The organism is Streptomyces sp. DT224, from assembly GCF_049844595.1.
Lineage (GTDB): Bacteria > Actinomycetota > Actinomycetes > Streptomycetales > Streptomycetaceae > Streptomyces.
The window spans coordinates 463,263-489,602 of record NZ_JBNCLI010000001.1 but is presented as its reverse complement, the minus strand read 5'-3'; the positions used below and the strand labels follow the sequence as shown (position 1 = coordinate 489,602).

The 26,340-nt window shown below is 69.5% G+C and carries 31 protein-coding genes and 2 pseudogenes; 26 read left to right on the top strand and 7 right to left on the bottom strand.

The window, feature by feature from the left end; translation table 11 throughout:
- Window positions 1–128 precede the first annotated feature (128 nt).
- The 21 genes and pseudogenes from ACLQ2N_RS02330 (at window position 129) to ACLQ2N_RS02230 (ending at window position 20,567) form a co-directional block, all read left to right on the top strand.
- Window positions 129–809 carry a hypothetical protein gene (locus ACLQ2N_RS02330; RefSeq protein ID WP_148020882.1) on the top strand — a complete coding sequence of 227 codons (681 nt, stop codon included), beginning with the start codon at window positions 129–131 and terminating at the stop codon, window positions 807–809.
- A gap of 814 nt (window positions 810–1,623) precedes the next feature.
- Complete coding sequence (locus ACLQ2N_RS02325) at window positions 1,624–2,391, top strand: hypothetical protein (RefSeq protein WP_363067950.1); 768 nt, start codon at window positions 1,624–1,626, stop codon at window positions 2,389–2,391.
- A gap of 25 nt (window positions 2,392–2,416) precedes the next feature.
- A complete protein-coding gene (locus tag ACLQ2N_RS02320; RefSeq protein WP_326657787.1) occupies window positions 2,417–2,563 on the top strand; it encodes a hypothetical protein in 147 nt (48 codons plus the stop codon).
- Window positions 2,564–2,733: 170 nt separating this feature from the next.
- Window positions 2,734–2,955 carry a hypothetical protein gene (locus ACLQ2N_RS02315; RefSeq protein WP_148022197.1) on the top strand — a complete coding sequence of 74 codons (222 nt, stop codon included), beginning with the start codon at window positions 2,734–2,736 and terminating at the stop codon, window positions 2,953–2,955.
- Window positions 2,956–3,150: 195 nt separating this feature from the next.
- Window positions 3,151–4,293: an AAA family ATPase gene (locus tag ACLQ2N_RS02310; protein ID WP_363068005.1), complete on the top strand. Its 1,143-nt coding sequence runs from the start codon at window positions 3,151–3,153 to the stop codon at window positions 4,291–4,293.
- Window positions 4,290–6,089 carry a hypothetical protein gene (locus tag ACLQ2N_RS02305; RefSeq protein WP_363067952.1) on the top strand — a complete coding sequence of 600 codons (1,800 nt, stop codon included), beginning with the start codon at window positions 4,290–4,292 and terminating at the stop codon, window positions 6,087–6,089. Before ACLQ2N_RS02310 ends, ACLQ2N_RS02305 begins: the two co-directional genes overlap by 4 nt.
- Before the next feature lie 741 nt (window positions 6,090–6,830).
- Window positions 6,831–8,102 carry a hypothetical protein gene (locus tag ACLQ2N_RS02300; protein ID WP_261991719.1) on the top strand — a complete coding sequence of 424 codons (1,272 nt, stop codon included), beginning with the start codon at window positions 6,831–6,833 and terminating at the stop codon, window positions 8,100–8,102.
- 5 nt (window positions 8,103–8,107) lie between these two features.
- A complete protein-coding gene (locus ACLQ2N_RS02295; protein ID WP_363068007.1) occupies window positions 8,108–9,370 on the top strand; it encodes an MFS transporter in 1,263 nt (420 codons plus the stop codon).
- A gap of 75 nt (window positions 9,371–9,445) precedes the next feature.
- Complete coding sequence (locus ACLQ2N_RS02290; protein WP_148020879.1) at window positions 9,446–10,678, top strand: ATP-grasp domain-containing protein; 1,233 nt, start codon at window positions 9,446–9,448, stop codon at window positions 10,676–10,678.
- A 137-nt stretch (window positions 10,679–10,815) separates the two neighbouring features.
- A pseudogene (locus ACLQ2N_RS02285) lies at window positions 10,816–12,604 on the top strand (type IV secretory system conjugative DNA transfer family protein).
- Window positions 12,601–13,524 (top strand): hypothetical protein, encoded by a 924-nt coding sequence (locus ACLQ2N_RS02280; protein ID WP_148020876.1) that lies wholly within the window; start codon window positions 12,601–12,603, stop codon window positions 13,522–13,524. The pseudogene ACLQ2N_RS02285 and the gene ACLQ2N_RS02280 overlap by 4 nt, the downstream one beginning before the upstream one ends.
- Before the next feature lie 29 nt (window positions 13,525–13,553).
- A complete protein-coding gene (locus ACLQ2N_RS02275) occupies window positions 13,554–13,793 on the top strand; it encodes a hypothetical protein (RefSeq protein WP_261991716.1) in 240 nt (79 codons plus the stop codon).
- The gene (locus ACLQ2N_RS02270) at window positions 13,790–14,947 is read left to right on the top strand and encodes a DnaB-like helicase N-terminal domain-containing protein (protein WP_148020875.1); all 1,158 of its coding nucleotides are present in this window, start codon (window positions 13,790–13,792) and stop codon (window positions 14,945–14,947) included. The genes ACLQ2N_RS02275 and ACLQ2N_RS02270 overlap by 4 nt, the downstream gene beginning before the upstream one ends.
- Window positions 14,838–15,260: pseudogene (locus tag ACLQ2N_RS02265) on the top strand (hypothetical protein); the annotation flags it as partial. The gene ACLQ2N_RS02270 and the pseudogene ACLQ2N_RS02265, both read left to right, overlap by 110 nt.
- Window positions 15,202–16,275, top strand: coding sequence for a DNA cytosine methyltransferase (locus tag ACLQ2N_RS02260; RefSeq protein ID WP_261991715.1), 1,074 nt, complete (start codon window positions 15,202–15,204; stop codon window positions 16,273–16,275). The pseudogene ACLQ2N_RS02265 and the gene ACLQ2N_RS02260, both read left to right, overlap by 59 nt.
- A 93-nt stretch (window positions 16,276–16,368) precedes the next feature.
- On the top strand, window positions 16,369–16,974 hold the full coding sequence (locus tag ACLQ2N_RS02255; RefSeq protein ID WP_148020874.1) for a DUF4913 domain-containing protein: 606 nt from the start codon (window positions 16,369–16,371) through the stop codon (window positions 16,972–16,974).
- Window positions 16,971–17,747, top strand: coding sequence for a glycosyl hydrolase (locus tag ACLQ2N_RS02250; protein WP_148020873.1), 777 nt, complete (start codon window positions 16,971–16,973; stop codon window positions 17,745–17,747). Before ACLQ2N_RS02255 ends, ACLQ2N_RS02250 begins: the two co-directional genes overlap by 4 nt.
- Window positions 17,744–18,220, top strand: a complete 477-nt coding sequence (locus tag ACLQ2N_RS02245) for a hypothetical protein (RefSeq protein ID WP_148020872.1) — start codon at window positions 17,744–17,746, stop codon at window positions 18,218–18,220. Before ACLQ2N_RS02250 ends, ACLQ2N_RS02245 begins: the two co-directional genes overlap by 4 nt.
- On the top strand, window positions 18,217–18,882 hold the full coding sequence (locus ACLQ2N_RS02240; protein ID WP_326657798.1) for a hypothetical protein: 666 nt from the start codon (window positions 18,217–18,219) through the stop codon (window positions 18,880–18,882). Before ACLQ2N_RS02245 ends, ACLQ2N_RS02240 begins: the two co-directional genes overlap by 4 nt.
- Complete coding sequence (locus ACLQ2N_RS02235) at window positions 18,879–19,700, top strand: hypothetical protein (protein WP_148020870.1); 822 nt, start codon at window positions 18,879–18,881, stop codon at window positions 19,698–19,700. The genes ACLQ2N_RS02240 and ACLQ2N_RS02235 overlap by 4 nt, the downstream gene beginning before the upstream one ends.
- 24 nt (window positions 19,701–19,724) lie before the next feature.
- Entirely contained in the window at window positions 19,725–20,567 is an 843-nt protein-coding gene (locus ACLQ2N_RS02230; RefSeq protein WP_148020869.1) for a winged helix-turn-helix transcriptional regulator, read from the top strand.
- 655 nt (window positions 20,568–21,222) lie between these two features.
- Here the strand turns inward: ACLQ2N_RS02230 and ACLQ2N_RS02225 are convergent.
- Complete coding sequence (locus ACLQ2N_RS02225; protein WP_148020868.1) at window positions 21,223–21,489, bottom strand: hypothetical protein; 267 nt, start codon at window positions 21,487–21,489, stop codon at window positions 21,223–21,225.
- Between the two features lie 218 nt (window positions 21,490–21,707).
- Here ACLQ2N_RS02225 and ACLQ2N_RS02220 point away from each other — a divergent pair, with 218 nt between their 5' ends.
- The 5 genes from ACLQ2N_RS02220 to ACLQ2N_RS02200 all read left to right on the top strand — a co-directional run bounded on the left by ACLQ2N_RS02220 (window position 21,708) and on the right by ACLQ2N_RS02200 (window position 23,527).
- Window positions 21,708–22,049: a DUF317 domain-containing protein gene (locus ACLQ2N_RS02220; protein ID WP_148020867.1), complete on the top strand. Its 342-nt coding sequence runs from the start codon at window positions 21,708–21,710 to the stop codon at window positions 22,047–22,049.
- A gap of 67 nt (window positions 22,050–22,116) precedes the next feature.
- Window positions 22,117–22,338: a hypothetical protein gene (locus tag ACLQ2N_RS02215; RefSeq protein ID WP_148020866.1), complete on the top strand. Its 222-nt coding sequence runs from the start codon at window positions 22,117–22,119 to the stop codon at window positions 22,336–22,338.
- A gap of 87 nt (window positions 22,339–22,425) precedes the next feature.
- Window positions 22,426–22,638 (top strand): hypothetical protein, encoded by a 213-nt coding sequence (locus tag ACLQ2N_RS02210; protein ID WP_148020865.1) that lies wholly within the window; start codon window positions 22,426–22,428, stop codon window positions 22,636–22,638.
- 90 nt (window positions 22,639–22,728) lie between these two features.
- Entirely contained in the window at window positions 22,729–23,055 is a 327-nt protein-coding gene (locus tag ACLQ2N_RS02205; protein WP_148020864.1) for an esterase, read from the top strand.
- Between the two features lie 241 nt (window positions 23,056–23,296).
- Window positions 23,297–23,527 carry a hypothetical protein gene (locus tag ACLQ2N_RS02200; protein WP_363067959.1) on the top strand — a complete coding sequence of 77 codons (231 nt, stop codon included), beginning with the start codon at window positions 23,297–23,299 and terminating at the stop codon, window positions 23,525–23,527.
- A 121-nt stretch (window positions 23,528–23,648) separates the two neighbouring features.
- Here ACLQ2N_RS02200 and ACLQ2N_RS02195 read toward each other — a convergent pair whose 3' ends face one another.
- From ACLQ2N_RS02195 to ACLQ2N_RS02170, 6 genes are all read right to left on the bottom strand, one after another.
- Window positions 23,649–23,867, bottom strand: a complete 219-nt coding sequence (locus ACLQ2N_RS02195; protein WP_148020862.1) for a winged helix DNA-binding protein — start codon at window positions 23,865–23,867, stop codon at window positions 23,649–23,651.
- Window positions 23,864–24,106 carry a hypothetical protein gene (locus ACLQ2N_RS02190; protein ID WP_148020861.1) on the bottom strand — a complete coding sequence of 81 codons (243 nt, stop codon included), beginning with the start codon at window positions 24,104–24,106 and terminating at the stop codon, window positions 23,864–23,866. The genes ACLQ2N_RS02195 and ACLQ2N_RS02190 overlap by 4 nt, the downstream gene beginning before the upstream one ends.
- Before the next feature lie 279 nt (window positions 24,107–24,385).
- Window positions 24,386–24,649 (bottom strand): hypothetical protein, encoded by a 264-nt coding sequence (locus ACLQ2N_RS02185; protein ID WP_363067961.1) that lies wholly within the window; start codon window positions 24,647–24,649, stop codon window positions 24,386–24,388.
- The gene (locus ACLQ2N_RS02180) at window positions 24,583–25,023 is read right to left on the bottom strand and encodes a transposase family protein (protein ID WP_315986322.1); all 441 of its coding nucleotides are present in this window, start codon (window positions 25,021–25,023) and stop codon (window positions 24,583–24,585) included. Before ACLQ2N_RS02180 ends, ACLQ2N_RS02185 begins: the two co-directional genes overlap by 67 nt.
- A 260-nt stretch (window positions 25,024–25,283) precedes the next feature.
- A complete protein-coding gene (locus tag ACLQ2N_RS02175; protein ID WP_148020860.1) occupies window positions 25,284–25,730 on the bottom strand; it encodes a GNAT family N-acetyltransferase in 447 nt (148 codons plus the stop codon).
- A gap of 164 nt (window positions 25,731–25,894) precedes the next feature.
- Entirely contained in the window at window positions 25,895–26,299 is a 405-nt protein-coding gene (locus ACLQ2N_RS02170; RefSeq protein WP_148020859.1) for a hypothetical protein, read from the bottom strand.
- Window positions 26,300–26,340 lie beyond the last annotated feature (41 nt).

Below are 26,340 nucleotides of genomic sequence, written 5' to 3'. Positions count from 1 at the left end.
CCGCAGGGCTGCTGCCGGAGACCCTGTCAGCCACCCGAACCTGGACCTTCATCGCCCACCGTCCGGCGACGACCCAGCCCGCTGCCGCCTCCGTGGCAAAGGCAGCCAGCCAGACACAAGGACCGCGCATGGATTCCGCCGCCGAAGCCCCTGCTGCCCCCACCATCAGCCACAAGACGTGGCAGCAGCACATCCCGGTGCTGGCCGCCGCTGCCGACGGCATCAAACAGGCCTCCGACTCCTGGAACGCAGCCTCCAACTCCTCTGATGGGGCCTGCAAATGGTCTATCGACGGGGAGAATTACCCGGAGAGCAAGGTGAAGCGGGACGCCGAAGCGTGGAAGCACGTCGAGGTCTTCCTCGACCACGGTCCCGAGGTACTGGCCGGCGTCCGCGCCGCCGCCTGCGGGTCCGACTATGTAAACGGGCCGATCAGTGAGGACCTCGGGCGGCTGCGCGGCATCGACACCAGCCTGGAGCGAGCAGCCCAGATCCGGGACGAATGGGATCAGGTACTGGCGCTCATGGACGCCTCACAACCCGGTTCGCGAGAGCTGTACGCCGGCCAGGCGGAGAAGATCCGCAACTCCGAAGGCTGGCAATTTGCCGCCGCGTTGTCCGACCAAGGCCCTGCGCTCGCTCGGGCCAGCGACTACCTGGCAAACCGGAACAACGCAGACCGGCCTGCGCAGGCCGCACGTGCCCAGGTCGCCCTCGCCCGATCCACACCAGGCAAGCACGGAACTCCCACTGCGTCGCCTACTGCGCCGCCCGCGTCCCATCCGCCGCCCCCGCGACGTTCCCGCTGACTCCCCTAGCACCGAGTCCCGGCGGCACCAAACCGGCCGATACCCGGATCCTCGCGGAACACCACAACCTCTACCGTCCCACGGTCTGCGATGCACGTCATCGGCTGCTGGGGCACCCGGCCAAGGAAGGGCCCACGCACCCCGACCAGTCCCTGATGTCCCTGCGAACGGAGGGCTCGCCCCTCACCGCGGACAGCAGCAACTCTCCTGCACAGTCCACAGCTGGCGCCGCGGATCGGGAACACGGGTACGGACACGTCACCACTCCCCTTCGGCAGCGTGGTCTCGGGTGCACCGTCGAGTACGGCCTCAGCGAGTACATCGTCCATGTCGGGATCCCCGACGGTGGTTCGCTGATCATCTCGCCACCGCAGGGGCCGTCGACCGAGCACCCACCCGGGCAGCCGGAGAGCTGGTTGGTGACCCGCGGGCATCCTGACGACTCCGCAGTCCACGAAGCGATCTACGACTCGGAGCCGGACGGCCCGCATGCGCATCACGGCGGCAGAGTTTCACGTCTGCTCGCCGCGATCGACTCGCCGCCTTGATCAGATCGACGTGATGCCACGGGCGGGCTGTAGCACGCCGCGAGCGAGGGCCGCTCGTGCCCGCTCTCCGACAGCCCAGTTGTCGACGCCCACACCGCAACCAGCCGCGCCGGCCGTGCACCACGCGCTGCCACCCGCTCGCCCCTCGTCCGTACCCCGGTCGCTGACCGCGCTTCCCGTCTCGGAGTCCTCCATGACCCGCCGCAACAGAACCGTCCCGGCCCTCGACCGCCCCGGCCCCCGAGCCTCCACCGGATGGATCTGCCATGCCCACCCACTACGACTCGCTCCCCGACATCGCCGTCGGCCGCCACCCCGACTACGGCATCGTCGCTACGAGCCCCAAGCAACTCGACGCCAGCACATGGATGCTGAAGGTGCTCGACTTCCACCCTGTCCCGGACCAACCGACGCTGTACACGCTGGCCAACCAGCTACAGGACGGGCAGGGCCGCGCCACACGGGCTGTCGCACTCTTGCGCAGGGCCGGCTACCAGATAGACGTGGATGCCGCGTTCGACCCCTCGCTCGCCAGCAATACGGCTCCCGCCCGTGAGCGCCCTCACACCGATCCCGACGTCGCGTTCGCCGAGCACCCTCAGCTCGGCATCGTCGCGGCGACCAGCGACCACTCCTCTTCGCCTGACGGCCGGATCATCCTGGAAGACCACGGCTGGCGGCTGAACCCGGACCTGAACATCTACACGCTGCCCGTCGCCTCCGACCGCAGCGTGGCGCTGGAAAGGGTCGCCAGCGCCACAGTGTCGATACACCGATCCGATCTGCAGGTCGCGGTGGAGCCCCGCCTCGCCCAGGACGTGGCAACGCGCCGCCGTCCTGCGCCCGCGAGGGCCTCGCACCGCGAGCGCAATCAGGGCAGCACCACAGCCAAGTACCCAATGAGCTCCGCAGCCCTCGCCGCCAGCCCGGCCCGCACCGGCCTCCCCGGCAAGGCGCCGGTCCAGCGCCAGGACGCCACGCCCGCAGCGGTCCGGCCAGTCGACCCCCGCATCGCCTTCTCCCGCCCCCGATGATCCGCCCCAAGACAGGACACCTCGCATGCCGCAGCCCGAACCCGACGTGGCCTTCGGCATCCACCCCGACCTCGGCGTCGTCGCCGCCGTCGCGGACGACAGCGCGTACCTGTTGGTACACCCGGCTATCAGAACGTGCGGAAAGGCGAGTCAGGTAGCTGCGGGGCGGTGAGGCCCGCCCTGGAGCATGTCGGCTGTCATTGCGCATCGTTCGTGGTCCAGCCACGCACCGTTGATGTGATGGAAGTTCCGGGCTCGCCTCGCCTTCGCCCAACACCCCACCGCTTTCCCGCCACCACCGATAGGAGATCCGCCTTGCCCGAAGCACCAGCAGAGCCGTTCATGACGATCCGGCACACCATCACCGGCGAGATCACCACCACCGGCTACAACACCGCCGCCCGGCGGATCCTGCTCCAGGCCGGCTTCGAAGAGACGCCAGGCTGCGCCTGCCGAGCGACGGAACTCGGTACGGAGCGGACGCACGGGCCTGCTCGGCAGCCAGCGAGCTGCTCGTCGCCGGCCATCCCGTGCACCTGGACCGAGCCCTCGGTCGGCCGGTGAGCGCCGCCGGTACGCCCTGGTTGGCCCGGTCGCCGATGTCGGCACAGTCCGTGATCCGCTCCGAGAGCGGCCAGCCTCTCCAGTGCATCGCCAACCCCGCCCGCACCCGCACCTGTTGAAGGGGGCCTCGTTTTGACCACACCCGGAACGCCTACCAGTCCAGCGCGCACCAAGGGCGGCGAGCTACGGGCCAAGGTGGCCCGACTGCTGGCCGACCGGCCGGCGGACATGCTCACCATCGGGGACATGGCCAGGCAGCTGGGCCACTCCCACGGCGCCGTCCGCAACGCCGCCCTCACCCTGGTGCGGCGCGGCGAGGCCGACCAAGGAGGAACCGGACAACCGAAGTTCCACGCGAACGCGAAATCCGCCGCAGCCGCGCAGACCGCTGTGATCAGCCCACCGGGCACCCACTCTCCCCGCGCCAAGGCGGCCACGGCCCGCACGACCATTCCCGCAGCAGCCACGCCGAAGCAGACCGGCCCGATCCGCCGCGCGGGGGGCCAGGTCTACCACCCCCGGGAGCTGGCCGATCTGCCCGACGTCGAGGCGTTGAATCGCTTGCGGGACGCCGACGTGCCGGTGTTGCTCTACGGCCCTCCGGGCACCGGCAAGACGAGTCTGGTCGAGGCGGCGTTCCCGGACCTGCTCACCGTCGCCGGTGACGGCGACACCACGGTCGGCGACTTGATCGGCGAGTACACGCAGGACGACGCGGGAGCCTACGTCTTCCAGTACGGTCCGCTGGTCACCGCGATGACCGAGGGCCGCGCCCTGCTGATCGACGATGCCACCTTGATCTCACCGAAGGTCCTGGCGGCGCTGTATCCCGCGATGGACGGGCGCAGGCAGATCCAGGTCAAGGCCCACAAGGGCGAGACCATCAAGGCCGAGCCAGGCTTCTACGTGGTGGCGGGCCACAATCCCGGCGTCCACGGAGCGGTGTTGACGGAGGCGCTGTCGTCCCGGTTCAGCGTGCAAATCCAGATCGGCACGGACTACGACCTCGCCCTCGCCTTGAGGATCGATGCCCGGGTGGTCCGGGTCGCCCGGAACCTCGCCCGCCAGGTCGAACTCGGCGAGTTGGGCTGGGCCCCCCAATTGCGAGAGCTGCTGAGCTACCAGAAGACCGAGGCAGTCCTCGGCACCAATGCCGCGCTGGCGAACCTGGTCGGCATCGCTCCTGTGGAGGATCGCGACATCGTCGCCGACGCCGTCATCAAGGCTGTCGGCGTCAAGAAGATCGCGCCCCTCACCCTCGGCAAGCAGCTCCCCGCCTCAGCTGCCCGGCAGCCCCCGGGCAGCACCGGCTCCGCGCACCGGGGCCGCTCGCGATGAGCGCCCACCACCACGTCCAGTCCCCCGCCACCACCCGGGACGACGACGCCGACCTCGCGCGCTGGGACGACGACGGCGCCCCGCCCGCGCAACCCCGTTCCTCCCCGGACGCGTGGCTGCGCGTGGGAGCCGAACTCGGCGACCGACTGGTCGACCTCTCCGGCCGCCAGGACCTCCTTGTCACCTGCCGCCCCGGCACGCGCAGCGGCGCACCAGCCGCGTTCTTCCCCACCCTGGGCGAGGTCGAGTTCGACGCCGGCCTGTTCGCCCCGCTCCAGCCCCACGAGATCAATCCGCGGATCGTGGGCGACGAGGAGCGGTATCCCGCCGCCTGGGGAGTGTTCGTCCACGAGGCCGCGCACGCGGCCCACTCCGTTTGGACGCAGCCTGCCGGAGCGGACCCCCGCGTCGTCGAGGCCGCGCTCCTGCTGGAGGAGAGCCGTGTCGAAGGCGCACACCTGATCGCGCGGCCCACGGACCGCACGTACCTGCGCACCAGTGCCCGAACCCTGGTCATGCCCGACATCGCCCACCCCACCCTCCAGGGCATCGAGCACGCCGCCGCCGTGGCGGCCCTGGTCCTCGGCCGCCGTGACGTCGGCATCCTGGACGCCGGCGAGACCCGGGCCGTCGCCGATCTGTGCGAAAAGGTGCTGGGCGCAGACCTGCTGGCCACACTCACCCGCATCTGGACCGCAGCCCACCAGTGCGCCGACCACGACGCCACGACCATGCTCGCGCACGCTCAGAAATGGTGCGACGCTCTGGACACCGCTGCCCCCGCCCTGCCCGTGCCAGGGAACCTCACCGATCTGCTGTCCGGCGCCGTGGGGGTCGTCATGGACAGCACGGCAGCCACCGACGCCGCCGACCTCGCGGCACAGGCCGCAGCGACCAACGCCATGGCCACGCAGTCCAAGGCGCAGGCTCAGAACCGCGCCCAGCGGGCCGGCCAGCGACGCAAAGCCGCCGCCACCGCCAAGTCGGTCTTCAACGCCCGTGGCACCACCGTCACCCCCGACGGCACACCGGCGCCCTACGGCAACCCGGTCACCGGCACCCGCAGGCCCACCGCCGCCGAGCAGAGTGCCGCCGCGCGCCTGAGCCGCGCCCTGCGTGCCGCCGCCTACCGCGAGCGGACCGAGGAGCGGACCACCAGCCCCACCCCGCCCGGCCGCCTCAACATGCGCGCGGCCCTCGCCCGCGACGCTCAGCGCGCGGCCGGATCGGTCCCCACCGCAGAACCGTTCACCCACACCCGCCGCCGGAACTCCCCCACCCCACCGCTGCGTGTGGGGATCGCCGTCGACGTCTCCGGCTCCATGCGTGCCGCCTGCGCGCCCGTCGCGTCCGCTGCCTGGATCGTGGCACGCGCAGCAGCCCTGACCGACCCCGACTCCCTCACCGCCACCATCGCCTACGACATGCACCTCACCGCATTGACCCGACCCACCCACCGAGCACCAGAGCGCGTGACGACCTTCGATGCCAGCGGCGGCCACCACAACCTCGGCGACGCCATCGACGCACTCGACCACGGCCTCGAACTCAGCCGCCCCGGCGCCGGCCGCCTCCTCGTGATCGTCACCGACGCCCAGTACGGCAGCGACGAAACCGCTCAAGCCGTCACCCGCGTCAAGCAGCTCACGACCGCCGGCTGCGCCGTACTCCAGCTCACCCTCACCGCGGAGTCCCGCCACTTGCCGGGGACCACCTTGCTGCACCTTCCCCAGCCCTCCAGCGCTCCCGTCGCTATCGCCTCCGCGGCCACAGACGCCATCCGCAGGACACGCTGAGACGACGCAGAAGGCGGAAGCGACAGAACGAGCAGTTGCCTGGGGTGTGCGCTGTCGCCACCAGGTTCTGGCCGCCGGCTGCACCGATCTGGTCCTTGAAGGCGGGACCAGCGACACGGCATGGGGGGAGATAGAGGAGTCCGCCCGCACCATCACTCGCGCGGGGTGGTGGATCGACCAGCGCTCGTCTGAACCGACGAACTCGCCGAGCTCCTGAAGGCCGTTACCGCGGCCGAGCGGCCAACGGATAACCCGCGCTTCTGACCGTTCGATGCCCCGCCTCGATCTGCGCTGGTCTTGGCGGGGCCTCGGCCTCGGACCGAAGACAACGTCCGCGCCATCGCGGCCAGCGCGGGGCGTCAGGGACTGGGCGCCAGTTCTACCGAGACCGTCGAGAAGTCGAAGCGCAGATTGCCCCACACGGTTACGGGGCGTGGCCCGGTGTCGCCATGGTGGTATTCGAGCACAGGGATGAGTAACTCGTCGACACCCCCACAGGTCACCCTTCCGCTCCGGAGCGCGGCTGCCAACGCGCACACCGAACTGCTGTACCTGCCTGAAGGTTCCGCCAGACATCCCTCCCCGCCGAAGCAGCAGTGCTGGCTCAATGCCGACTGAGTGATCGGTGACGTCTACCAGCGATCTCCAGCCGCGCCAAATCGCGGATCCTGCGGATCCTCTCTCCCTGACAGCCCGAACCTCCGGGCGCCCATTCACCTTTCCCCGTTCGAGGTTGAAGACGTGATTGCCCACCTGCAGCGCGCTAGCAGCACCGCTGGCCTGTTCTCGTCCCTGTACGAGCTGGCCGAGCGCGGTGGTCACATCAGCCCCAGGCTGATCGCGGGTGACGGGCGTGGAGCCCCCATCGAGCTTCTCGCCGAGTCTGGCTCACTGCCCTATCTGGCCCAGGCCCTCGACGCTCCGGTCGAACGTCTCGGGTCCCGGGCACCCGAACGGCCGACGTGGTTCTGCTCAGTGCGTTCCAACCCGCAACGGCCGGATCTCACCGACGCGCAGTGGGCCGCGGTCGCCCGCCGCCTGGTGGCCGTCACCGGCGTCGCCCCCGACGGGGATCCGGACGCCTGCCGGTGGATCGCCCTGCGCGATCAGCCCCGGCAGGTGCACGTCGTGGCGACCCTCGCTCGTGAGGACGGCATCCTCCACAACGCCTACCGCGACGCCTTTCACCTGGAGACCGAGTGCCACCGCATCGCGGCCGAGCTGGGCCACCTGTCCACCTCTGTCCACCCGGAATCCCCCGCCCAGGAGACCCACGTGCCTGCACCCTCCATCATCACCGCCGAGCCCAGCGGCAGCGTGTCGGCGAAGGGCGATACCAACGACCATGCCGCCACACTTCTCAAGCACGCTGGCTTCCAGCAGATCGAGGACTGGTACGGCCGACGCCATCGCCTTCCCACCGCAGTCCCGCGCGCTCTGCGCCCCGCCACCGCTACCTACGCGGCCCAGCTGCTGCGCGCCGCCGGATTCGGCGTCGACCTGGACCCCTCCCTCGACACCACGCGAGAGACAGCCCAGGCCTATCCGCTCGGGCCCTACACAGCCGGAGCGGAAATCCTCCGACTCACCGATCAGATCAGGTCTGCCGTGAACGGTGAAGAGCTTCGGACGGCCGTCGAACACCTCCACCCCGAGCACGGTGCCCTGGAACGCGTCCGGGAAGCGCTGGAGGTGACGGGTGAGCAGATCCAGGACCTCGACAGCGAGGCATACCACCTCGCCCGCCGGTTCGACTACGCCTCCGAGTACGTCAGGGACGCCCAGTCCGAACTCGTCGACTCCGGAGCCGCGCTGCTCCAGGTAGGCGTCGCTTCCCAGGAACAGGCCGAGACGCGGACACAGTCCGCGGCAGTCCCCGACCATCAGAGCGCCGCGCTGACCACGTCGCCCGCAGCGGCCAGGGCCAAGGACTCCTCGACTCTCAGCACCGGGGCAGTGAACGCCGGCGCGATCACACCTCCGTCGCAGGCCCCCGCCCCCCGGACGCGGTGACCGTGATGATCCCTTCGCCTCCCCGGATCGTCGGGCTGTCGCGCACCTACGTCATGCGGGCCGCCGACGCTCTGGCCAGTGCGACGGCTACCTACGCCATACCGCTGCTGGTCCTGGTCACCACGGGCTCCACCGCCTTGACCGGTCTTGCGTTTCTCCTCGAATGGGCGCCTCGTCTGGCTGCCTTCGCCTTCGCCGGGTCACTGGTTGACCGGTGGGGCGCCGGGCGTGTGTTCCGGATGTCCAACCTGACCCGCACCGCCGTGGTCGTCGTTGCCGGGGTGGTTTTGTTCTTCCTGCCCAGTGCAGGAACAGTGCCAACGGTTGTTGTCCTGGCTTTCGGCGCTGTGTCCGGGCTGGTTGCGGAGGTCTCCTTCGTCGCGGTGGAGACTCTGGGCGCCGCGTCGTGCCGCCTGGCGGGTACCACGGCCCACCGCGTGCAGGCCGCACAGACCGGGATCGACCAGGGCGCGATGCTCGTCGGTCCGCTTCTGGGGGGCCTGCTGCTCCTGGCCGGCACCACCGTGCTGCTGAGCGTGGTCGCGTTGCTGGCCTTGACCGCTGCCTCGACCGCATCCGGCGTTGCAGAGGCCACGGACCATCGCCCTGCGCCCGGCAGTCTTCTGACCGGGTGGGCAACCCTGCGCCGGACACCGGCACTTGTCTGGCTGGTCGGTGGTCTCATCGCTTCCAACCTGGCCACTGGCGTCCTGCAGGCCGCCGCCCCGATCACTGTCATCCACCACTTCCACTACTCCACCGCCGCCGTGGGATCGGTCTGGAGCGCGGCAGCCGTTGCTTCGCTGATTGCTGTGTGGGCCAGCCGTCGTGCGATCGACCGCTTCGGCATCTGGTCAGTCGGCGCCGGGGCAGCCGCTGTCTCAACCGCGGCATGCCTGGCGACTGCCCTGGCCCCGAACTTCGGGGCATACACCGCAGCAGTGGCGTTGGTCATGGCCGGCGAAGGTGCGATGACCGTCGTGCTGCGCACGCTGCGGTCCCGGCTCATCCCGGTCCAGGCGTTCGGCTCGACTCTGGCGGTGACGATCATCCTGGTGCTGCTGCCGCTCCCGCTGGCCGGAGCCCTGATCGCGATCGTCCCCACCGCCGGGATTTCACGCCTCCTGCTGGCCTGCGCCGCTCTCCAGGGCCTAGCGCTGACTGCTTGCTTCGCCGGTCTGCGACGGCACCGGACCGCCTGCGAACCAGACCGTCCACAGGGTCCTGAACTTCACCAGCAGGTCCCCCAGCCAGCGCCTGCGCGCTGACGGGCCGTTTCCCGACCGCGCACGCCCAGTTCGCTTCTCCGCTCTTCCCGCCCACGCCCCATGGAGGTCTTTCCCATGTTCCGATCCACTCGCCCGCTGCTGATCGTCGTCGGCGGATCCGATCCCGTCTATCGCGGCTACTGCGTCGAGCAGGCTGCCGCCGCGTACCCGATCGCCGTCATCGACACCAAGCCGCCTTCCTGGCAGCAGCACCTGGTGGTCGACCACGAGGTCGCCGACACCCACGACCCGGACGCCGTGGTCGCTGCCGGCCTGGCCTTGGCCGCTCGCCACCCCATCCTCGGTGTCGTCACCTGGGACGAGTACACACTCGTGCCGGCCGCCGAACTCGCCGCTCGCCTCTGCCTACCCGGCAACACCACGTCGGCGATGACCGCCTGCCGGGACAAGGCGACCAGCCGCCGTCTGTTCGCCGAACGCAACGTGCCCTCGGCCACGTCCACCCGTGTCGACACCCTGGCCGAGGCATCCGTCGCCGCGCTTCGCACCGGGTTCCCGGTCGTTCTCAAGCCTTCCTCTCACGCGGCCAGCATCGGTGTGGTCCGCGTCGATGCGCCCGAGGAGCTGCCCGGGGCCTGGCAGTTCGCCGCTGCTGGAGCCGGTAAGCAAGGTCCGGAGGGCAGCGGCGTACTGGTCGAGGAATACCTGTCGGGCCCGGAAATCTCGGTGGAGTGCGTCACCCAGCACGGGGTCACCACGGCGCTCGCCGTCACTCGCAAGGAGGTCGACTTCGCTCCGTACTTCGAGGAAGTCGGCCATACCGTCGATGCCGGTGACCCGCTCCTTCCCGAGGTCGCTCCCGTAGCCATCCAGGCTGTCCGGGCGCTGGGAGTCACCGATGGTGTCCAGCACGTGGAGATGCGCCTCACCACGTCCGGTCCGCGGATCATCGAGGTCAACTCGCGGATCGGCGGCGACCTGATCGGCACGCTCGTCCGCCTCGCCACCGGCCTGGACCTGCCCCGGATCGCTGCTGATGTCGCCTGCGGGCAGATTCCCGACCTGACGCCGACGGCACACACCACCGCCGCGATCAAGATCGTCTATCCCCCGGCCAGCGGTGTCCTCTTGGCGCGGAGCCTGGCGATGGTCCCTGGTCCGGAGCACCCGTGGCTGTACCAGGTGACCTGGCTCCGGGAGGTCGGAGAGCGGGTCGTACTGCCGCCGGCGGGCGACCTCGACACCAGCCGCATCGGCTTCCTCATCGTCACCGCCGACAGCCCCGACACGGCCCGGCACCGACTCGCTGCTCTTTCCGACGACCTGACGCTGTCGGTCGCGCCGTGAATCTGCCGTCGTGTACGCCGGCAGCCGGCACCGGTCCGCGCTGAAACGTTCCGCTGAATCCCCCAGGAGTAGGCCCGTGAGCTGCACGAGAACCGAGCGCGCCCCGCCCCGCCCGCTCGCACACCCAAGGAACCACCGTGCCCTCTCCGCGCACCAGCGCGCCGTCGACCACCACCGGAACCGACGCGCTCCTCTACCTCCTGTTCGGCGTCCTCGGCGCCGCCCTGGCCTTCGGCTCCCTGGCCTGGCTGACCGGCAACCTCACCAACGCCGCTGTCGGCAAAGGCCCATGGGCCCCGTTCCGCACCACCGATGCTCTGCTGCACCCCGACATGCTGTGGCCGGCCCTGAGCACGACCGCCCTGTTGCTCGGCGCCCGCATCGTTCCCGGCCTGCTCACCCTGGCCCTGATCACCACCGGCATAGTCCTGTGGACGCGCTGGCGCTCCGGCTCCAAGACCGGACTCGCCCGCAAGACCGACCTGGCGCCGCTGCTGAACAAGGAGATCACCGTGAAGGCGAAGAGCCTGCGGCCGTCCCTGAGCGGCCGGGAGAGTAAAAGAGGTCGCTCCGGCTGACCGCGGCATCCTGCTCGGCACCCTGTCCCCGGGGCGAGCCGATGTCCGCGCGTCCTGGGAGGACGTCCTCGTCGCGATCATGGCGCCGCGCAGCGGGAAGACCTCCGGACTGGCGATCCCGGCGATCCTCGCGGCACCCGGCCCGGTGCTGCTCACCAGCAACAAGGCGGCGAACGACGCGTTCACCGCCACGGTGGACGCCCGAGCCGAGGTCGGCACGATCTGGACCCTGGATCCTCAGCAAATCGCGCACCATCCGCGCGAGATGTGGTGGGACATCCTGGCCGACGCCCGCGACCTGGCCGGAGCCAAACGCCTGGCCGGGCACTTCGTCGCCGCCAGCGTGGACGACTCGAACGGTTCCGACTTCTGGTCCACCGCCGCGTCGAACACGTTGGGTGCGCTGTTCCTCGCTGCCGCCAGTCAGCGCCGGCCGATCACCGACGTCTTGGCGTGGCTCGCCTCCCCCGCCGACCGGACGCCGGTCGACTTGCTCACCGATGCCGGCCACGATGCGGTCGCCGCCCAGCTTCAGGGCACCGTCTCCGGTGCAACCGAGACCCGGGACGGGATCTACGAGACGGCGCGGCAGTATGCGAGCTGCCTGCTCGACCCCGAGGTCGCGGCGTGGGTCACCCCCAGCAAGAGCGCTGACGAGTTCAAGCCCTTCGCCTTCGCCACCTCCTGCGACACCTTGTACCTCCTCAGCAAGGACGGCGGAGGCAGCGCCTCCGCGATCATCGCCGCTGCTGCCGACGCCGTGATGCGCGCAGCCGTAGTGGTCGCCGAGCGCTCCGGCGGACGGCTCGACCCGCCCGCCCTGTGCGTCCTCGACGAAGCAGCCAACGTCTGCAAGATCAGCGATCTCCCCGATCTCTACAGCCACTTGGGCAGCCGCGGCGTCATCCCGATGACGATCCTGCAGTCCTACCGCCAGGGCCAGCGGTGCTGGGGCGAGGCCGGCATGGACGCCCTGTGGTCCGCAGCCACCATCAAGATCATCGGTAGTGGGATCGATGACGCGGACTTCGCCGACCGCCTCAGCCGTCAGGTCGGTGACCACGACGTCCAGACCACCTCGGTCTCCACCAGCGAGAGCGGTAAATCCACCTCGGTGAGCATGCGCACCGAACGCATCCTTCCGCCTGACGCCATCCGCGCCCTGCCCAAGGGCAAGGCGTTGCTCCTGGCCACCGGCATCCGGGTCGCGATGCTCGACCTCAAGCCCTGGTACAAGGAACCATCCGCGAGGGTGGTCGGCCCGGCATCGACCCGTGCGACGAAAGCCATCACCGAGCGCGCTCTGGCGAAGGCCACGGACCCCGACGACTTCGAGCTGTCGACATGAACGTCCCCGCACTCAAGGTGCTTTCGCTCGGAGCTGGCGTCCAGTCGACCTGCCTTCTACTCATGGCCGCCGAGGGTCACCTGCCCGGCCTGGATGTGGCGATCTTCGCGGACACGGGATGGGAGCCCCGCAGCGTCTACGAGCACCTCGTCCGGATCGAACGGGAGATTGCGGAACCGGTCGGCATCCCGATCCTGCGGGTCTCCTCCGGGAACATCCGGTCCGATGCGCTCGACCCTGGAAAGCGCTTCGCGTCGATGCCTTTGCACATCCTCAACGCCGATGGCGGCGATGGGATGTCACGGCGGCAGTGCACGAGTCAGTACAAGGTCCGGCCGATCAAGGAGAAGGTCCGCGAGCTGCTCGGGTATCCCTACCCGCAGCGCATCCCCGCCGGAGTCCACGTCGAGCAGTGGATCGGCATCTCGGTGGACGAGTTCCACCGGGCCAAGGACGCGGACGTCGCCTACATGAAGAACCGCCACCCGCTGATCGAGAACGGGTTCTCCCGGTCCGACTGCCTGCGGCTCCTGCGCTCACGCGGGTTCGGTCAGACGCCGAAGAGTGCGTGCCTGGGATGTCCGTACCACGGCAACGCCCAGTGGAGGGCTCTGCGGGACGAGTCCCCACACGAGTGGCAGGACGTCGTCGCCTTCGACGCCGCCATCCGATCGGGTAACGCGCGCGCCACCGCCGAGGGCAAACCCCTGCTCGGTCAGGCATACCTCCACCGCAGCCGCCGCCCCCTGGACCAGGCGCCGATCGACCGGGTCACTGCCCACGAGTGGTCCGGCCGCCAGGGCGACATCTTCGACGCGCTCGCGGACGCCGAGCTGGAGAACGGCGAGCCGGACGGCTGCTCGCCTTGGTCCTGCCGCTCCGGAACCCCGGCCCAGAGCGATCACACCCTCGCGGTCTGACCCTCCCCCACTTGATCAGGAGTCCCTTCGTGTCCTCACCGAACCCCGCCTTCCCTCCGGCGCGGGCCAGGCAGCTCATGCTCTCCCCGGTCGTCCGGCACGACGGCCGGTGGTGGCTGGTCAGCAGGGCCGGCTCGATGCTCGCCACCGACCCCGACTTCACCAGCACGCTAAACGACTTCTCCACAGCGGTGACCGCTGCCGATCAAGCGGTCGCGGAACTGCATACACGGCAGAGCGACTCCCCCGCATCAGGGGAACGGCCATGAACCCGCTCCTGAGTGCGGAGCAGGCGGTACTCGGCGCGGTCCTGCTCGACCCGGGCCAGCTCTCGCACCTTGACTGGCTCGCCCCTGAGCACTTCGACCGGCCGGTCCACCAGGCGCTGTTCGCCGCGTTGCGCAAGCTCCGAGGCGACGGTCATCCGGCGCTGGCCGCCGAGGGAGCCGTCCCATTGTCTTGGGTGACCGACGCGGTCAACGAGGCCGGCCTCCATGTCCGGGGACTGACCGCGGTGTATGCGCACTCTCTGGTCTCCGCCTGCCCGCGCGTCGCCCACGCCCCGGTGTACGGCCGCATGGTGCTGGAGGGCGCCATCCACCGCACCATCACCCGGCACGCGATCCGCCTGCATCAAGCGGCCCGTGCCGATGCCCGCCGGGGACGGGTCGAAGGATCCCTGATTCAAGCGGACGTTCTGTCCGGCGTACTCAGCGAACTCGCCCAGCGCTGGGGGACCGAACCGCGCTCGGTCCCCCCGGCCCACGCCCCTGCCGACCCGTCGCCGGTACGGGCCGACGATCAAGCGGGCGAGGACGAGCGGTTCCTCCTGGCCATCCTGGCTGACCGGCCGACGGCCATGGAGGAGGTAGTGGGCTGGCTGCGGCCGGGCGACTTCACCGACCCTATCCACGGACACCTCTACCGCTGCCTCGGAGCGTTGCACCACCGAGGAGAACCCGTCGACCGCATCACCCTGCTCTGGGAAGCCCAGCGCCGTGGACTTCTGGCCGACGGCACCCTCACGGCAGAACACCTCAGCGCCATCTGCGACGACGTGAGTGCAGGCAGCGCCGAATGGCTCGGCGAACAGGTCCTGGCCTCATCCGTGATCCGCACCGCGGCTACAGCTGCGCGCGACGTGCGGGTCTTGGCGGAGGACGAGGCGCTCTCCCCCGGTCAGCTCATCAACCACGCCCTGCACGCACTCGGCCCGCTCGACGAGGTACGGACCCGCTGGCACAGCACAACCGGCCGGCGCCCAGCTACGCCGCCGGTTCGTACCCCAGAACCTCCACCCCTCTCACGAGCGCATGCCGCCCTCGCCCGCAGCGCGCCGAATCCAGTCTCACCGAGCCGGACTCGCTCTGACCCGGCGCCCGCCCCTGGCACCCGGCGGTCACCGGCGCGCGGCCACAACTGACTACTCCCTGTCCTCCCCCGCTCTCCTTCTGGAAGTCACTGTGAACAACACCCCCCGCCCGGACGTCCGTGCCTTGCGCGCGGCGCCGTCCCGCCAGCAGTTTCCCCGGGCCGGATCGCGCGAGGCCGGCGGCATGCACTCCGCGCTCGCCCGCCCGCCGATCGGTTCGCTCTGCTCGGGGTACGGCGGTCTCGACCTGGGCGTGCAGTCGGCCCTCGGCGGCACCCTGGCCTGGCACGCAGAGGTCAATCCCGATGCCTCACGCATCCTGTCCCGGCACTGGCCCGCGGTGCCGAACCTCGGCGACATCACAGCCGTCGACTGGTCCGCAGTCCCCCGGGTGTGCGTCCTCACGGCGGGCTTCCCCTGTCAAAGACGTCTCGGTCGCCGGCCGACGAGCCGGACTCAACTCCCACACCCGCTCCGGGCTGTGGCTGCACGTCGCCCGTGCGGTCCAGGCCCTCCGCCCCTGCCTGGTCGTGATCGAGAATGTGCGCGGCCTCCTCACCTCACCCGCCGGTTCCCCTGGCGACGTGGAATTCTGCCCGTGGTGTCTGGGAGACACCGCAGGTCAGCCTCCTCTGCGGGCACTCGGTGCCGTACTCGGATCCCTGGCCGACCTCGGGGACGACGCGAAATGGCTCGTGCTTCGCGCCTCCGACATCGGGGCACCGCACCGCCGCGAGCGAACCTTCCTCGCCGCCTGGCCCGCCGGACACCCTGCTCAAGACGCCGACGAGCAACATCGGGAAGAACGGCGGCTCCCAGCATCCGACGAAGCGCAAGAGCGGGGGCCACGGCCCGAACCTGGCCGACGAGGTCGAGTGGCTGCTGCCGACTCCGAAGGCGTCGGACGGGAGCAAGGGCTCACCGAACCAGCGGTACGGCAACGGGGACATGACCCTGCCCAGTGCGGCTGCATCGCTGCTGCCCACATCGCAGGCCGGCCGTACGGACACCCCGGAACGCCGACTGGGCACGGAGTGGCGCCCGCCTCTGCCGGCTGTGGCTCTGCCGCTCTGGACGGAAGCGGCTCCGGAACCCGGGGAGCCGACCAGCGATGGGGAGCATACGCAGCCGCCATCACCCGATGGGAGATGCTCACCCGCCCCGCGCCGCCACCCACCGATGCGGCAGGCCGGCTCCGGCCCGAGTTCGTGGAGTGGATGCAAGGCCTGGACCCAGGCTGGGTCACGGCAACGCCAGGACTCGGCCGGCCAGCACAACTCACCGCACTCGGCAACGGAGTCGTACCCCAACAGGCCAGCCGAGCATTGCAGTTGTTGGCACCTCCCTTCCCCCGCTGCCCTCACTGCGCGGCGGCGTAGCGCCCCACTACCGGGTCATTCCGGCCGGACCAAACCGCGGTTCCTCCGGATCCTCTTCCCCATGTCGCCGTCTCACAGATGGAGCACGCCCCCATGTCCGACACCAGCACGACCACCCCCGAACCGGAACCGTTCCGCGTCCCCGACGGGGACCTCGACGACCTCGCCAGCACCCTCGCCAAGACCATGTCCGAGGTCAGGCAGCACGGCGTCATTCTCGACCGACTGGGCTCCGAGCCCACTCCCGCCTCAGCCGAGCCTCGGCCGGGTAACGACAAGCCGGCCGCAGAGACAGCCGACCCCGCTTGGAGCGATGTACCCACCTCCGTGTTCATCCTCGCTCTGGACGGCGAGGCCTACACCGTCGAACTGGCCGCCCTCACCACCTGGGTGAACCACCTCTTCCTCCCGGTGTACGGACGAGAAGTCAGCAGCAGCCGCCCCTGGTGCGCGCAGTGGCACGAACACCCGGAAGCGGTCGCCCGGCTGCACGCCCTCTGGCTCGCGTGGCAGCAGTTCACCGACGCCGAGGCCGGCCTGTCCGGTCCTTCCACGTGGCACCGCGACCACCTGGACCACACCCTGGTTCATCTCCGCGCTCCCGACGGGCCCTTCGGCGCCTGCACGACCAGTCCAGTCCGGCCCAACCACCGCGTGCTGGCCACTCCTGCACCAGTGCAGATGGGGCTGGCGGCATGAACGACGAATTCGATTCGGATCTCTTCGACTTGGGTCTTGCCGATCTCACGCCTGTCGATGCGAACAGCGGAGACGCAAAGGCCCACTTCTGGCCCGGTGACCTGGTCGTTCTGGCGGAGCACGGCACCCTCGACGCAGAGACCTACGTCGTCGCCATCGACAGCTCAGCCACCTGGGGCGTTCCCGGTGAACCGCAGATATGCGCGATCAAGATCGCACGGGACTTCAACCAGGGGACCTACACCTACGAGTCGGGCTGGCACGCCACCGCTTCCTTCGCTCAGAACTGGCTGATCGAGCGTGGGTGTCCGCCTGAGCCGATCTCCCAGATCGGCGAAGACTTCATGCAGCCCGCCGACGATCTCATGACGCAAGTCGTCGAACAGAAGATCCGCGCATCGGGGGCGCGATACGAGGTCCTCGACACCTACACCTCGGACTCCAACCCGTGCGAAACATGGACGTTGACCCGCGACGGCATCGCCCCCAAGGCACCGATTCGTGTCTTCCTCGACGAGGGTGACCTCGCTGCTCACACGTACACCCTGCGCGAGGGTGCTTTCGCCGACGAGCATGCCGCTCGAATGTGGCTGGATGAGCGCAGCGGCCCGTTGCCGGAACCGCCCGACTACCGCGGTGAGGTCGCACTGCGGACCGCCGCCGCCCTCACACGGTCGGCCGGCGCCTACGCGTTGCCGAGGACCGGCATCGATCCGCACGGCACATCGCCGGCAACGACGGGCTGGCGACCCAACTCTGGGCGGTCGATATGAGCCGCGCCCGCTTCGCCTTCGCCGCACACCCCGACGCCATCGGAGACCTTCGAGAACTGCCCTCTGAAATGCGGGACTTGGCACTGCTGGAACTGCAGAACCTGGTCCACGGCAGCGATGACTGCCTGCCGCTGAAGGGCCGCCTCGCCGGCTACCACAAGGTCTACGTCGATCCGTCCGTTTCCTACCGGATGGTCATCCAGTTCCGCCCGGCACCGCCGACCTCGACCCACAAGCGCGAGATCTACCTCGTCGCCGCCGGCAGCCGCAAGGACTACGCGGTCTACCGCTCGGCACACCTGCGCACCAGTCCCCAGCAGGACGCCGAAGCCCCCTCGGCCACCGAGGCCCGCGTGCAGGCCGCCCGTGCCCGCTCCCCCCGAGCAGTCGCCCAGCCGGCCGCTGTACCGGCAACACACCCCGCAGCAGCCCCGCCCACACCCGTCGCGTCCCGAAGGGCTCCCCAGCGATGACTGCCGACCACACTCCGTTCGCCCGCGCCAAACTGGCGGCACTTCTGACTGACGCCGCACAGAGTGTCTCCGGGATCCTCACCGCCGAGTACCCAACGGCCGTCGCCCGTTCCTACTTGCACCCAGTGCTCGGAGCGCTCGCGGCCGGACCTCGGGTGGCTGCCGGGCTCAACGATCGACTCGAAGGCTTCATGGCCGGCGAACCGCTCCCCGCAACACCGGCGGGCCTTTTCACCCTCGCCTCCTACTCCTCCGCACTGGGTTGGCTCACCGAGTCGCTTACTGAACTGACCGTCTCCGTCGACCAGATCTGCACACGTGTCGGCATCCCCGCCCAGGCCCCGGATCCAGCGCTCGCCCCGCCCCACGCCATGGATCCCAGCGCCTTTGACTTCGGCTTCAGCGCGCTGGAGTTCGCGGCGATCCGCACCGCGGCCGAGGCCGCCGGCCTCACACCAGACGAATACGTCGAGGTCCTCTCCGAGTCCCTGCTCGCAGCATGCCGGATCACCGACGCCTGCATGGAAATCTCCAGCAGCCTCATGGAGGACGCCGAATACGTCCTGGGTGAGGCGAGCGACGGCGTGTGGATCAGTGAAGGCCCTGACAGCCTGCCTACTCTCGTCCGTTCCCTGCTCATCCGGATGGGAGCCGCCGAGTGAACCCCTATGACCCGGCTGAACGGCCGGGCGCTCACCTCGTCGCCGAGAAGCTCGGAGTCGATGACCCCTGGCTGCTGACCGAGAACCATGCGCCCGGTGACGCCCGTGACCTGGTCGGCCAGATGATCGCCGAGGATGCCCGCAACCTCGACAGCCTGCAGGGCCAACTCGTGCGAGCCGCGCGGTCCGCTGTCGAACTGCTGGAGCCAATCTGTCGGGGCGAGATCGTCCCGGCCAACCGATACGGCGTCCTGGAATCCGTCGCCCCGCGAGTCGAAGTGCTCGCCGCCTCCCGCGCAGCCGCTCACGAACAGCTGACCCGGTCGATAGCCACCTTCCGTCGTCTCACCCACGACCAGAGCACGGCCCGTGCCCCGAAGACGGCGACGCAGGACCGAGGCATGGAACAGGAACCTGCCCGCCACGATGACTGGGCCATCTCCGGTGATCGCCCGCTCGTCACACTCGAAGCTGTCGAGGCCGGCGGACTGCGCTTCCACCAGAGCGCGGTCTCCGGCGACACCTATCTCTCCGACGGACAGGGTCAGCGCCCCGATCCGGAGGTCTGGCCCGAAACCGTGCGGCGAATGGTCGCCGATGGGCTGCTCGACCAGGACACCAGTGTGGGCATGCACTGGCCCGGCCAGCCTCTCTCGCTGACGCAACAGGGGAAATCAGCCCTTCAGGCCGCGCGTGCGGCGAGGCCGCGCGTGTCCGCTGCCCTAAGTCGCAGCAACGCCCCTGCGCACGGAACCACCGCCGACCCGGCCGCCGGGCCCGTCGACACGGCGATCGACAAGCCCTCCCGTTCCCGCTGATTCCCTCCGAGAGAGGACGCCCCCATGTCCATCCCCGCACAACGCCCCTCTTTCTCCATCGCCTCCGTCGATGCTCAGCGCATCGAGGACGCGCTTGCCTTGATAGGGCCGAAGTGGACCGCCTGGTCGGCGATGACCCTGGGCCAGCAGAGCGGTCCGATGCGGGTGCGCGATGTCGCCGCCCGGCTCCCTTTCGTCAGCGAGCAGTTCGTCGGCAAGCGGCTGACTACGATGCACGCCGACGGACTGGTCACCCGCGATGACCACCGTCGCGGGGCCCCGTACCGGCTCAGCACGCTCGGCCAGTCGCTGGCCCCGGTGTACGGCACCGTGTCGGACTGGTCCCGTGCCCACCTGTCGCTTGGCCCAATGGCCGAAGCCGAACGCGTCGAAGACGCCCTGCGCCGGCTTCATCTTCGGCACTCGACCGCCGTGGTCCAGGCCCTCGATGCCGGCGGCCCGATGCGGTTCACCCGCATCGCCGAGGAGGCCGGCCTGGACAGCGGCTTCACGCGGCATCGGCTTCTCCGCCTCCAGGCCGACGGACTGGTCGCCCGCGCCGGCTCGCGACACGGCGACCCCTACGTGCTGACCGATGCCGGTCAGGCACTGGGAGCCGTCTACGCAAGCGTCGAGCACTGGAGCGAGCCGGTCGCCGGGCGTCGGACCTCGTCGCCGCCGCCCCCCGTCGCAGCGGTCGCCCGCACCCACCCCGTCGTCCCTCTGGGGGCGGACGGTGCTCGGACAGCTGCGGCCCTACGCCGGAGCCCCGCCTCGCCGAACGCCCTGTTCAGCCATGCGCCACAGCCGCAGCCGCGGGTGCCAGCAGCGGTGACTGCTCAGTCGACCCCCGTCCGGGACCGGTGATGGCGGTGGCGGCGGCTGTGAGACCCGACCGCATCCCGTTCTTGTCGCGGTGCCCGCGTGCAGCCGAGCAGGTCGGGCAACCCCACGACTCCAGCCGTGCCCCGGGCCAGCTCGCCGTCGCCACGTCACGGTCACTGAGACCGACCCCGCCCTTCAGGACACCGCTTCTGTCCCCGAATAGGGGAAGTGCCCTCATGTCCATTACCACCGCACTTGCCAAGGCCACGTCCATGATCGAGAAGGCGTGGGGCCGGCCCGTGGCGGATCTCGAACCGGTAGCGGCTCAAAGCCCCTGCGAGGACCCGCTTCTCCGCGTAGCCATGCGCATCCGCTCGGCTCTCGTCCTGACCGACACCTCGACGGCCGTACACCGAGACCGTCTACATGGCTTGACCCGGACCGGCCACACGCCAGGGTTCTACGACCTGGAGCGGATCCTCGGCTCCGCGGCGAGCCTTCACGCCGGCCAGTCCGAAAATCGACCCCGGCAAAGCCGCCACGCCCAAAGACCGGACGCCGGCACCCTCACTGGTCCAGGCCGCTGTCGCCCGCACCGCCCACGCGCTGCACCCCTTGGACCAGGTGCCCGGCCCGGCTGTTCGTGCGCCCGCGTCCGGGCGACCGGCGCCCGCTGCGCGACCGAATCTCTGAGCGGTCAGGCGCTGTTCTCGTCGTTGTGGGCATCCTCGATACGGGCGCCCACCGCGTGGGCCAGCTCCTCCACGGTCAACTCGACACGACGCCCATCCGCGATCCGGTTCTCGACGAGCGTGTCCTCGTCCCATGGTCCGTCGGACTGCGCACCGACACCCCACTGCCCGTCGGCGACCATCGCGATGTCGCCGACCGTCCACGCTCGCCCGGCCGCGCGGATCTTGCGCTCCAGCCCTGCGTCATCCCAGTGTCTGTTCGGCTCCGCCATCCCTGCTCCCCCATCGGTTCCGTGCGGCCCGTTGCCGCGACCCAGGTACGACAACCGCATTCACCGATCCATTCCCGGAGTCAGCATCCCGCGCCGACGGCCGCCAGTTCGCCCACGGCAGACGCCGCTTCCCGGGAAAGGACTACGTACTTCGGGACACTGCATGCCAACGTACGGGTGTTGGGAAAACCGCAGGTCAACGAAGGGATCGTTCAACCGTGAACACCTCCCCCACCCTCCTGCCGGCCAAGGTCCGCCCCGTCGTGGAAGACCGTCGCTGGCTCTACTCCGACTACTGTGCCGGCCCGGCGCTCGACCTCCTTGACGCCCTCGGCTGGGCCATCGTCGACACCCCGGAGGCCAACTTCCACGCGACAAGCCCGGACGGCCGCGTCCGCATCGGCTGGCTCCCCGAGGACCCCGCCGCGTGGAAGCGCGGCATCGTCTGGCAGGTCCGAGTGCAGCCCACCGAAGACGAGCCGTGGGTGCAGGAGTTCGGCATCCACACCCCTTCAGACACCGTCGCCGGATTCATCGCAGCCCTCGTCGCCCACGCCTGACCGCGTACAGCCGGCCCCTGCCGAGCGCGACCTCCCTTTGCCACCCGCCCTCAGAAGGGTTCCCACCATGACTTTCCGCGCCCCGCTCACCAACCACCACGCCGACGACACTCTCTGCCCGGCAGACCACAAGCACACCAGCTCCGCGAAGCCGCTCCACCCGGACTGCCCCGGTCGCGCGTACACACAGGCCATCTGCTCCTGCGGCGGCTGGAGCATGAAGCAGTCCATCAAGGTTTACGTCAACGAGAGCCGCAGGCGACACCTCGCCACCCACACCAAGGACTAAGTACCCCTCGCGACCTGCCCCGTCCCGCAGCCTCCTGACGTCCACTCACCGGCGCCATGCCGTTCTGCCCCGTTCTCGGAGGATCCCGTGCCCAGCAATCTGACCGTCGGCCACCTGCTCCGGCAACTCCAGGACCTGGACCCCAGCCTGCCAATCCGCCTGGCCATGAACCCGGACTTCCCCTTCACCCACTACCTCGGGGCGGAGGTCATCGTCCGAGACGGCCAAGCGTTCATCGCCGACGACGGCCAGGAAGGCTATCTTCCGGCGACCGTCAGCGACGCCCTCGCCTGGGCCTGACCCCCAGCAACACAGCTCCGGAGGCTCTCAATCTCGCCGCACTCCCGACCTTCGCAGTTCCTTCCCCTGCAAAGCCTGGCCATACACCCCATGCCGAGCGGCACACGCGGGGCGCTGGTCCAGCGCGTCTCCACCCAGCCCGACGGACCGCTCGACATCACGTGGCTCACCGCCGAAACGACGCTCCCCCTCGGCCGCGTCCGCCTTCGCTGGGAGCCAGCCCCGCTCGCGGGGTGGGACGTCACCGCCCACCTAGGCCTGGCCACCGGCGAGGTACATCTCGCATCCTGGCCTGCCGCCCCGGACGCCTGGCCGCGCATAGTCCGCCCGACCCTCCACGAGGTGTTGGGGCTGTGCGCCGCCCTCGCGGTCGCGACCGCCGCCCTCGACCTCTCGAACCAACTCGCCCAGGTCTGACCTAACCGCAGAAGGCCGCCCCGCGCCGATCAGGCAGGGGCGGCCTTGCCGTACGCCCAGGCGCGCGTTGCCTACGCTCATCACCGGCGAACAGGGGGAACACGACGGCCGACGACTCCAGGGATACCCCGAGGTCGCCGCCCACCCAGGCTTCAGCGTTGGGGCCCGGTTTGTTCCAGTGAGCTTCCTTCGAACGTCGATTCCACTGAATGACTCTCCGCGACGCCCCTAGGCTCACGGCATGACCGACTCGCCTATGCCCTCCCCTCCATTCCCTTCGCATGACCATGCTGCGCTCCGAGTGGTCGTCGGCAACGCCATCGAATCAGTCCGCAACGGCGAAGCCTCGGTGGAGGACGCGATTCTCCACGCCGCCGTCCACGGCTGGTACGAGGGGCACATCCAGGGTGAGGACGAGTGCCCCGGCTGCAACTTCCGAGGAGGACTGCCGAAGAACGGAAACCGCGGCTGACCGGCTCGCGACGCCGAGGGGCTCCACCTGGCCGACGCGTACCGCGGCTCCTGCCGATGCTGCCGGTCTCAGCCCCCACCTCAGTTGCTGGCGGATCGGACGAGACCGCGGTGACGGTAGTTCAGGTGCCAAGCCGGCAGGAGCGCCAGCGCCGCCCCGTGCGACTGATCAGTCCCAGGGTTTCCAGGCGCCCGAGTTGGTAGGCGACCGAGCTGCTGCTGGACAGGCCGACTCGCTCTCCGATCTGACGGATCGAGGGCCCCTCGCCGTGATCCGCGATCCAGTTCCTGATCACCCGCAGAATCTGGACCTGCCGATCGGTCGGGACGTCGACACTCATGCCGCCCTCGTTGCGCGACGGTCACCGCGGGCCTGACGGCGCAGCTCGCTCCGGTCCGCCGTCCTGCCGGCCGGTCGGGTGTTCCAGAAAGGGTGCCACCAGATGCGGGCGGACAGAAGGAGCAGTCGGCGGCGCAGTGCGGTGTTGCCGTGCTGGCTGGGTGCTGCGAGGGCGTCGTACGTGGCGTGGAGTTCGTGCTGGGCCTGGATCAGGTCGGTGGGGAAGATGGGGGCATCCATCTCCACATTAGAGCGTACGTTCGAATTATTTGTCACCGACGTCGTCAATCAGCACGCATTGGTGGCGCTAACGGCGTGGTCCACGATTGAGGCCCGACGTGTTGGCCTGGCGGGTTGGCTGGTAGTTAATTAGAAGGCGTCTCGCCGGGCGAGTACCAGTGCGGTGCTCAGCTCGCGGCGGGTTGGCCGGTGAGCGGAGCGGTCCGCTACCAGCGAGGCGATCGCGCAGTGGGTTTCGGCGTAGTCCCCGCGTCGGGTGGTGTAGCGCTGGAGCGGGCGTCACTGCCGCAGTTCGGCGTTGGTGTGCTCGACGGTGTGCTCGACGCAGATCCGGGCCGAGGACTGCCGTCGGCGCATTTCCTGCCATGCGTAGTGCTCGCCGAGCGGCGCGTCGTCCTTCGGCTTCTTCGGCGGGGCGCTGACCTGGTCGGGGAATGCGTTGGCCAGGCCCCGGTACCCCTCGTCGACCTCGGCCTCTACCTCCGGGTAGAGCCGGAACTGCTCCGCGATGCCCTCGGTGCGCACGGCGGTCTGGTCGTGCATGTGACCGGGCCGATCCGCGCCCGACCACAGCAGACGCCCTGACCATCACTGACAGTGGTGGTCTTGATGGTGTTCTGCTTCTTCTTGCCGGACACGAAGGCCCGTCGTCCGGGCTGGCTAGCCTTCGGGCGGCGAACCTGGGTCTCGGCGCCGTCGATCCGCAGACGGATCCCCTCAGCCTCGGCATAGGCGAACACATCCGCCAGGGTGCGCAGCCTGACGCCGGGGCGGTCGGGGACGGCGAAGCCACGTGCTGCCAGCAGCGGGCGGATCTCGCCGATGGCCCGGGAGACCGTGGAGCGGGCTGTGCCGTGCAGCTCGGCCAGCGCGACGTGCGGGAGCCCGGTGCGCAGATGCACCAGCGTGACCAGCACGCGGTCGGTGAAGACCAGGTCGTGCTTCGGTCCGGCACCAGCGTCCCTCTGTCGCTCGGTACCACGCCGCTCACGCAGTGCAGACTCACACCGGGCAAGCCACGGGCCTGCCAACTCCTTAATCAAACCGCCGAGATGCGCACGGGAGATGCCGCAGAAGGCAGGATGCGACAAGGCCGCACGGGCCCATTGAGACGACACATCCGATGAACTCGTGCGGTCCGCTTCAGGTCACGGGTAACGGGGTGCATCCGCCCCGTCTACGGTCGGCAGAGGTAGAACAGTTCGGGGTCGCCCTCATCGAGGCCGTGGAGAAGGCCGACCGGGCTCCAACCGGCGCGTTGGAGCAGCCGCTGCATCGGCTGGTTGGAGACGTTGGTCGAGGTGAAGAGCTTCGGGGTCGTGCACGAGGCAGCTACGGCGTCCAGCAACCGATGACCAACGCCTCTGCTGCGGGCCGATGGGGCCACCATCAGCATGGTGACGAAGCCCTGTTCGAAGAACGTGTACTCAACCACGCAGTAGCCAAGCAGGCCAGACTCGTCCTCCGCTACGACCACCTGGCCCTGCTGGCACCACTTTCGGATGCTCGCCTGTCGCCCGAAGTCACCTTCGACCGCGACCGCGTCGATCCCGACCAGCGCGGCCCACTCTGACTCACTCGCGCGGCGCACAACGAACTCGCCGAGGTCCACTGCATCGTCCATGAGCTCATGCTGTCAGTTCGCACTAGAAGCCCGTCCTGCCCCCGGCCCTCTATCGCGGACCAGGTCGTAATGTCCCGTGTCGCCGAACCTTGATCGCGTGCCATACCAGTCACGCGGTGATCGTTCCCGGGGGCGCTGCCCCCGGTCCCCCGCGCCTACAGCCCTTAGTCCAGGTAGGTGCCGGCGAAGGCACCGTCGAAGCCGAGCGCGGTGAGGCCGTGCCCGAGGGTGGGGTAGGTCGTTCCGTCCGGGATGGCGATCAGGGCGTCGAATTCGGCGCGGCTGATCTCGGGTTCGAGCCATTGGTTGCTGCAGCGGCAGCAGACCCAGACGTTGCGGCCGTGGTTGATGAGTAGCCAGTCGCGCCGGGCACGGCAGGCTGTGCACATCACCGGGATTCCGCGGAGTGCCAGTTCACGCGGGTGGCTGAGGCAGCGCGTCACACCGGGACCGCTGGGCGGCTGCGCCTCGTACTCGTGCTGCAGCAAGGGATCGGTGCCGGCGGGGAGGACGGGCAGTACGGTGTTCGGTTCTGCGGGGCGGTCGGTGGGTCTGAGCACGAGCGTCATCTCCCGATCAGGGTGGTCTGTTTCCATCCGTAACAGCAGGT

Excerpts from the sequence above, each read along its gene's own strand:
- ACLQ2N_RS02330 (WP_148020882.1), top strand. The coding sequence starts at position 129 with ATGGATTCCGCCGCCGAAGCCCCTGCTGCCCCCACCATCAGCCACAAG.
- ACLQ2N_RS02325 (WP_363067950.1), top strand. The coding sequence starts at position 1,624 with ATGCCCACCCACTACGACTCGCTCCCCGACATCGCCGTCGGCCGCCAC.
- ACLQ2N_RS02320 (WP_326657787.1), top strand. The coding sequence starts at position 2,417 with ATGCCGCAGCCCGAACCCGACGTGGCCTTCGGCATCCACCCCGACCTC.
- ACLQ2N_RS02315 (WP_148022197.1), top strand. The coding sequence starts at position 2,734 with ATGACGATCCGGCACACCATCACCGGCGAGATCACCACCACCGGCTAC.
- ACLQ2N_RS02305 (WP_363067952.1), top strand. The coding sequence starts at position 4,290 with ATGAGCGCCCACCACCACGTCCAGTCCCCCGCCACCACCCGGGACGAC.
- ACLQ2N_RS02295 (WP_363068007.1), top strand. The coding sequence starts at position 8,108 with ATGATCCCTTCGCCTCCCCGGATCGTCGGGCTGTCGCGCACCTACGTC.
- ACLQ2N_RS02290 (WP_148020879.1), top strand. The coding sequence starts at position 9,446 with ATGTTCCGATCCACTCGCCCGCTGCTGATCGTCGTCGGCGGATCCGAT.
- ACLQ2N_RS02280 (WP_148020876.1), top strand. The coding sequence starts at position 12,601 with ATGAACGTCCCCGCACTCAAGGTGCTTTCGCTCGGAGCTGGCGTCCAG.
- ACLQ2N_RS02270 (WP_148020875.1), top strand. The coding sequence starts at position 13,790 with ATGAACCCGCTCCTGAGTGCGGAGCAGGCGGTACTCGGCGCGGTCCTG.
- ACLQ2N_RS02260 (WP_261991715.1), top strand. The coding sequence starts at position 15,202 with ATGCCTCACGCATCCTGTCCCGGCACTGGCCCGCGGTGCCGAACCTCG.
- ACLQ2N_RS02255 (WP_148020874.1), top strand. The coding sequence starts at position 16,369 with ATGTCCGACACCAGCACGACCACCCCCGAACCGGAACCGTTCCGCGTC.
- ACLQ2N_RS02250 (WP_148020873.1), top strand. The coding sequence starts at position 16,971 with ATGAACGACGAATTCGATTCGGATCTCTTCGACTTGGGTCTTGCCGAT.
- ACLQ2N_RS02245 (WP_148020872.1), top strand. The coding sequence starts at position 17,744 with ATGAGCCGCGCCCGCTTCGCCTTCGCCGCACACCCCGACGCCATCGGA.
- ACLQ2N_RS02240 (WP_326657798.1), top strand. The coding sequence starts at position 18,217 with ATGACTGCCGACCACACTCCGTTCGCCCGCGCCAAACTGGCGGCACTT.
- ACLQ2N_RS02230 (WP_148020869.1), top strand. The coding sequence starts at position 19,725 with ATGTCCATCCCCGCACAACGCCCCTCTTTCTCCATCGCCTCCGTCGAT.
- ACLQ2N_RS02225 (WP_148020868.1), bottom strand. The coding sequence starts at position 21,489 with ATGGCGGAGCCGAACAGACACTGGGATGACGCAGGGCTGGAGCGCAAG.
- ACLQ2N_RS02215 (WP_148020866.1), top strand. The coding sequence starts at position 22,117 with ATGACTTTCCGCGCCCCGCTCACCAACCACCACGCCGACGACACTCTC.
- ACLQ2N_RS02205 (WP_148020864.1), top strand. The coding sequence starts at position 22,729 with ATGCCGAGCGGCACACGCGGGGCGCTGGTCCAGCGCGTCTCCACCCAG.
- ACLQ2N_RS02200 (WP_363067959.1), top strand. The coding sequence starts at position 23,297 with ATGACCGACTCGCCTATGCCCTCCCCTCCATTCCCTTCGCATGACCAT.
- ACLQ2N_RS02195 (WP_148020862.1), bottom strand. The coding sequence starts at position 23,867 with ATGAGTGTCGACGTCCCGACCGATCGGCAGGTCCAGATTCTGCGGGTG.
- ACLQ2N_RS02190 (WP_148020861.1), bottom strand. The coding sequence starts at position 24,106 with ATGGATGCCCCCATCTTCCCCACCGACCTGATCCAGGCCCAGCACGAA.
- ACLQ2N_RS02185 (WP_363067961.1), bottom strand. The coding sequence starts at position 24,649 with ATGCACGACCAGACCGCCGTGCGCACCGAGGGCATCGCGGAGCAGTTC.
- ACLQ2N_RS02175 (WP_148020860.1), bottom strand. The coding sequence starts at position 25,730 with ATGGACGATGCAGTGGACCTCGGCGAGTTCGTTGTGCGCCGCGCGAGT.
- ACLQ2N_RS02170 (WP_148020859.1), bottom strand. The coding sequence starts at position 26,299 with ATGACGCTCGTGCTCAGACCCACCGACCGCCCCGCAGAACCGAACACC.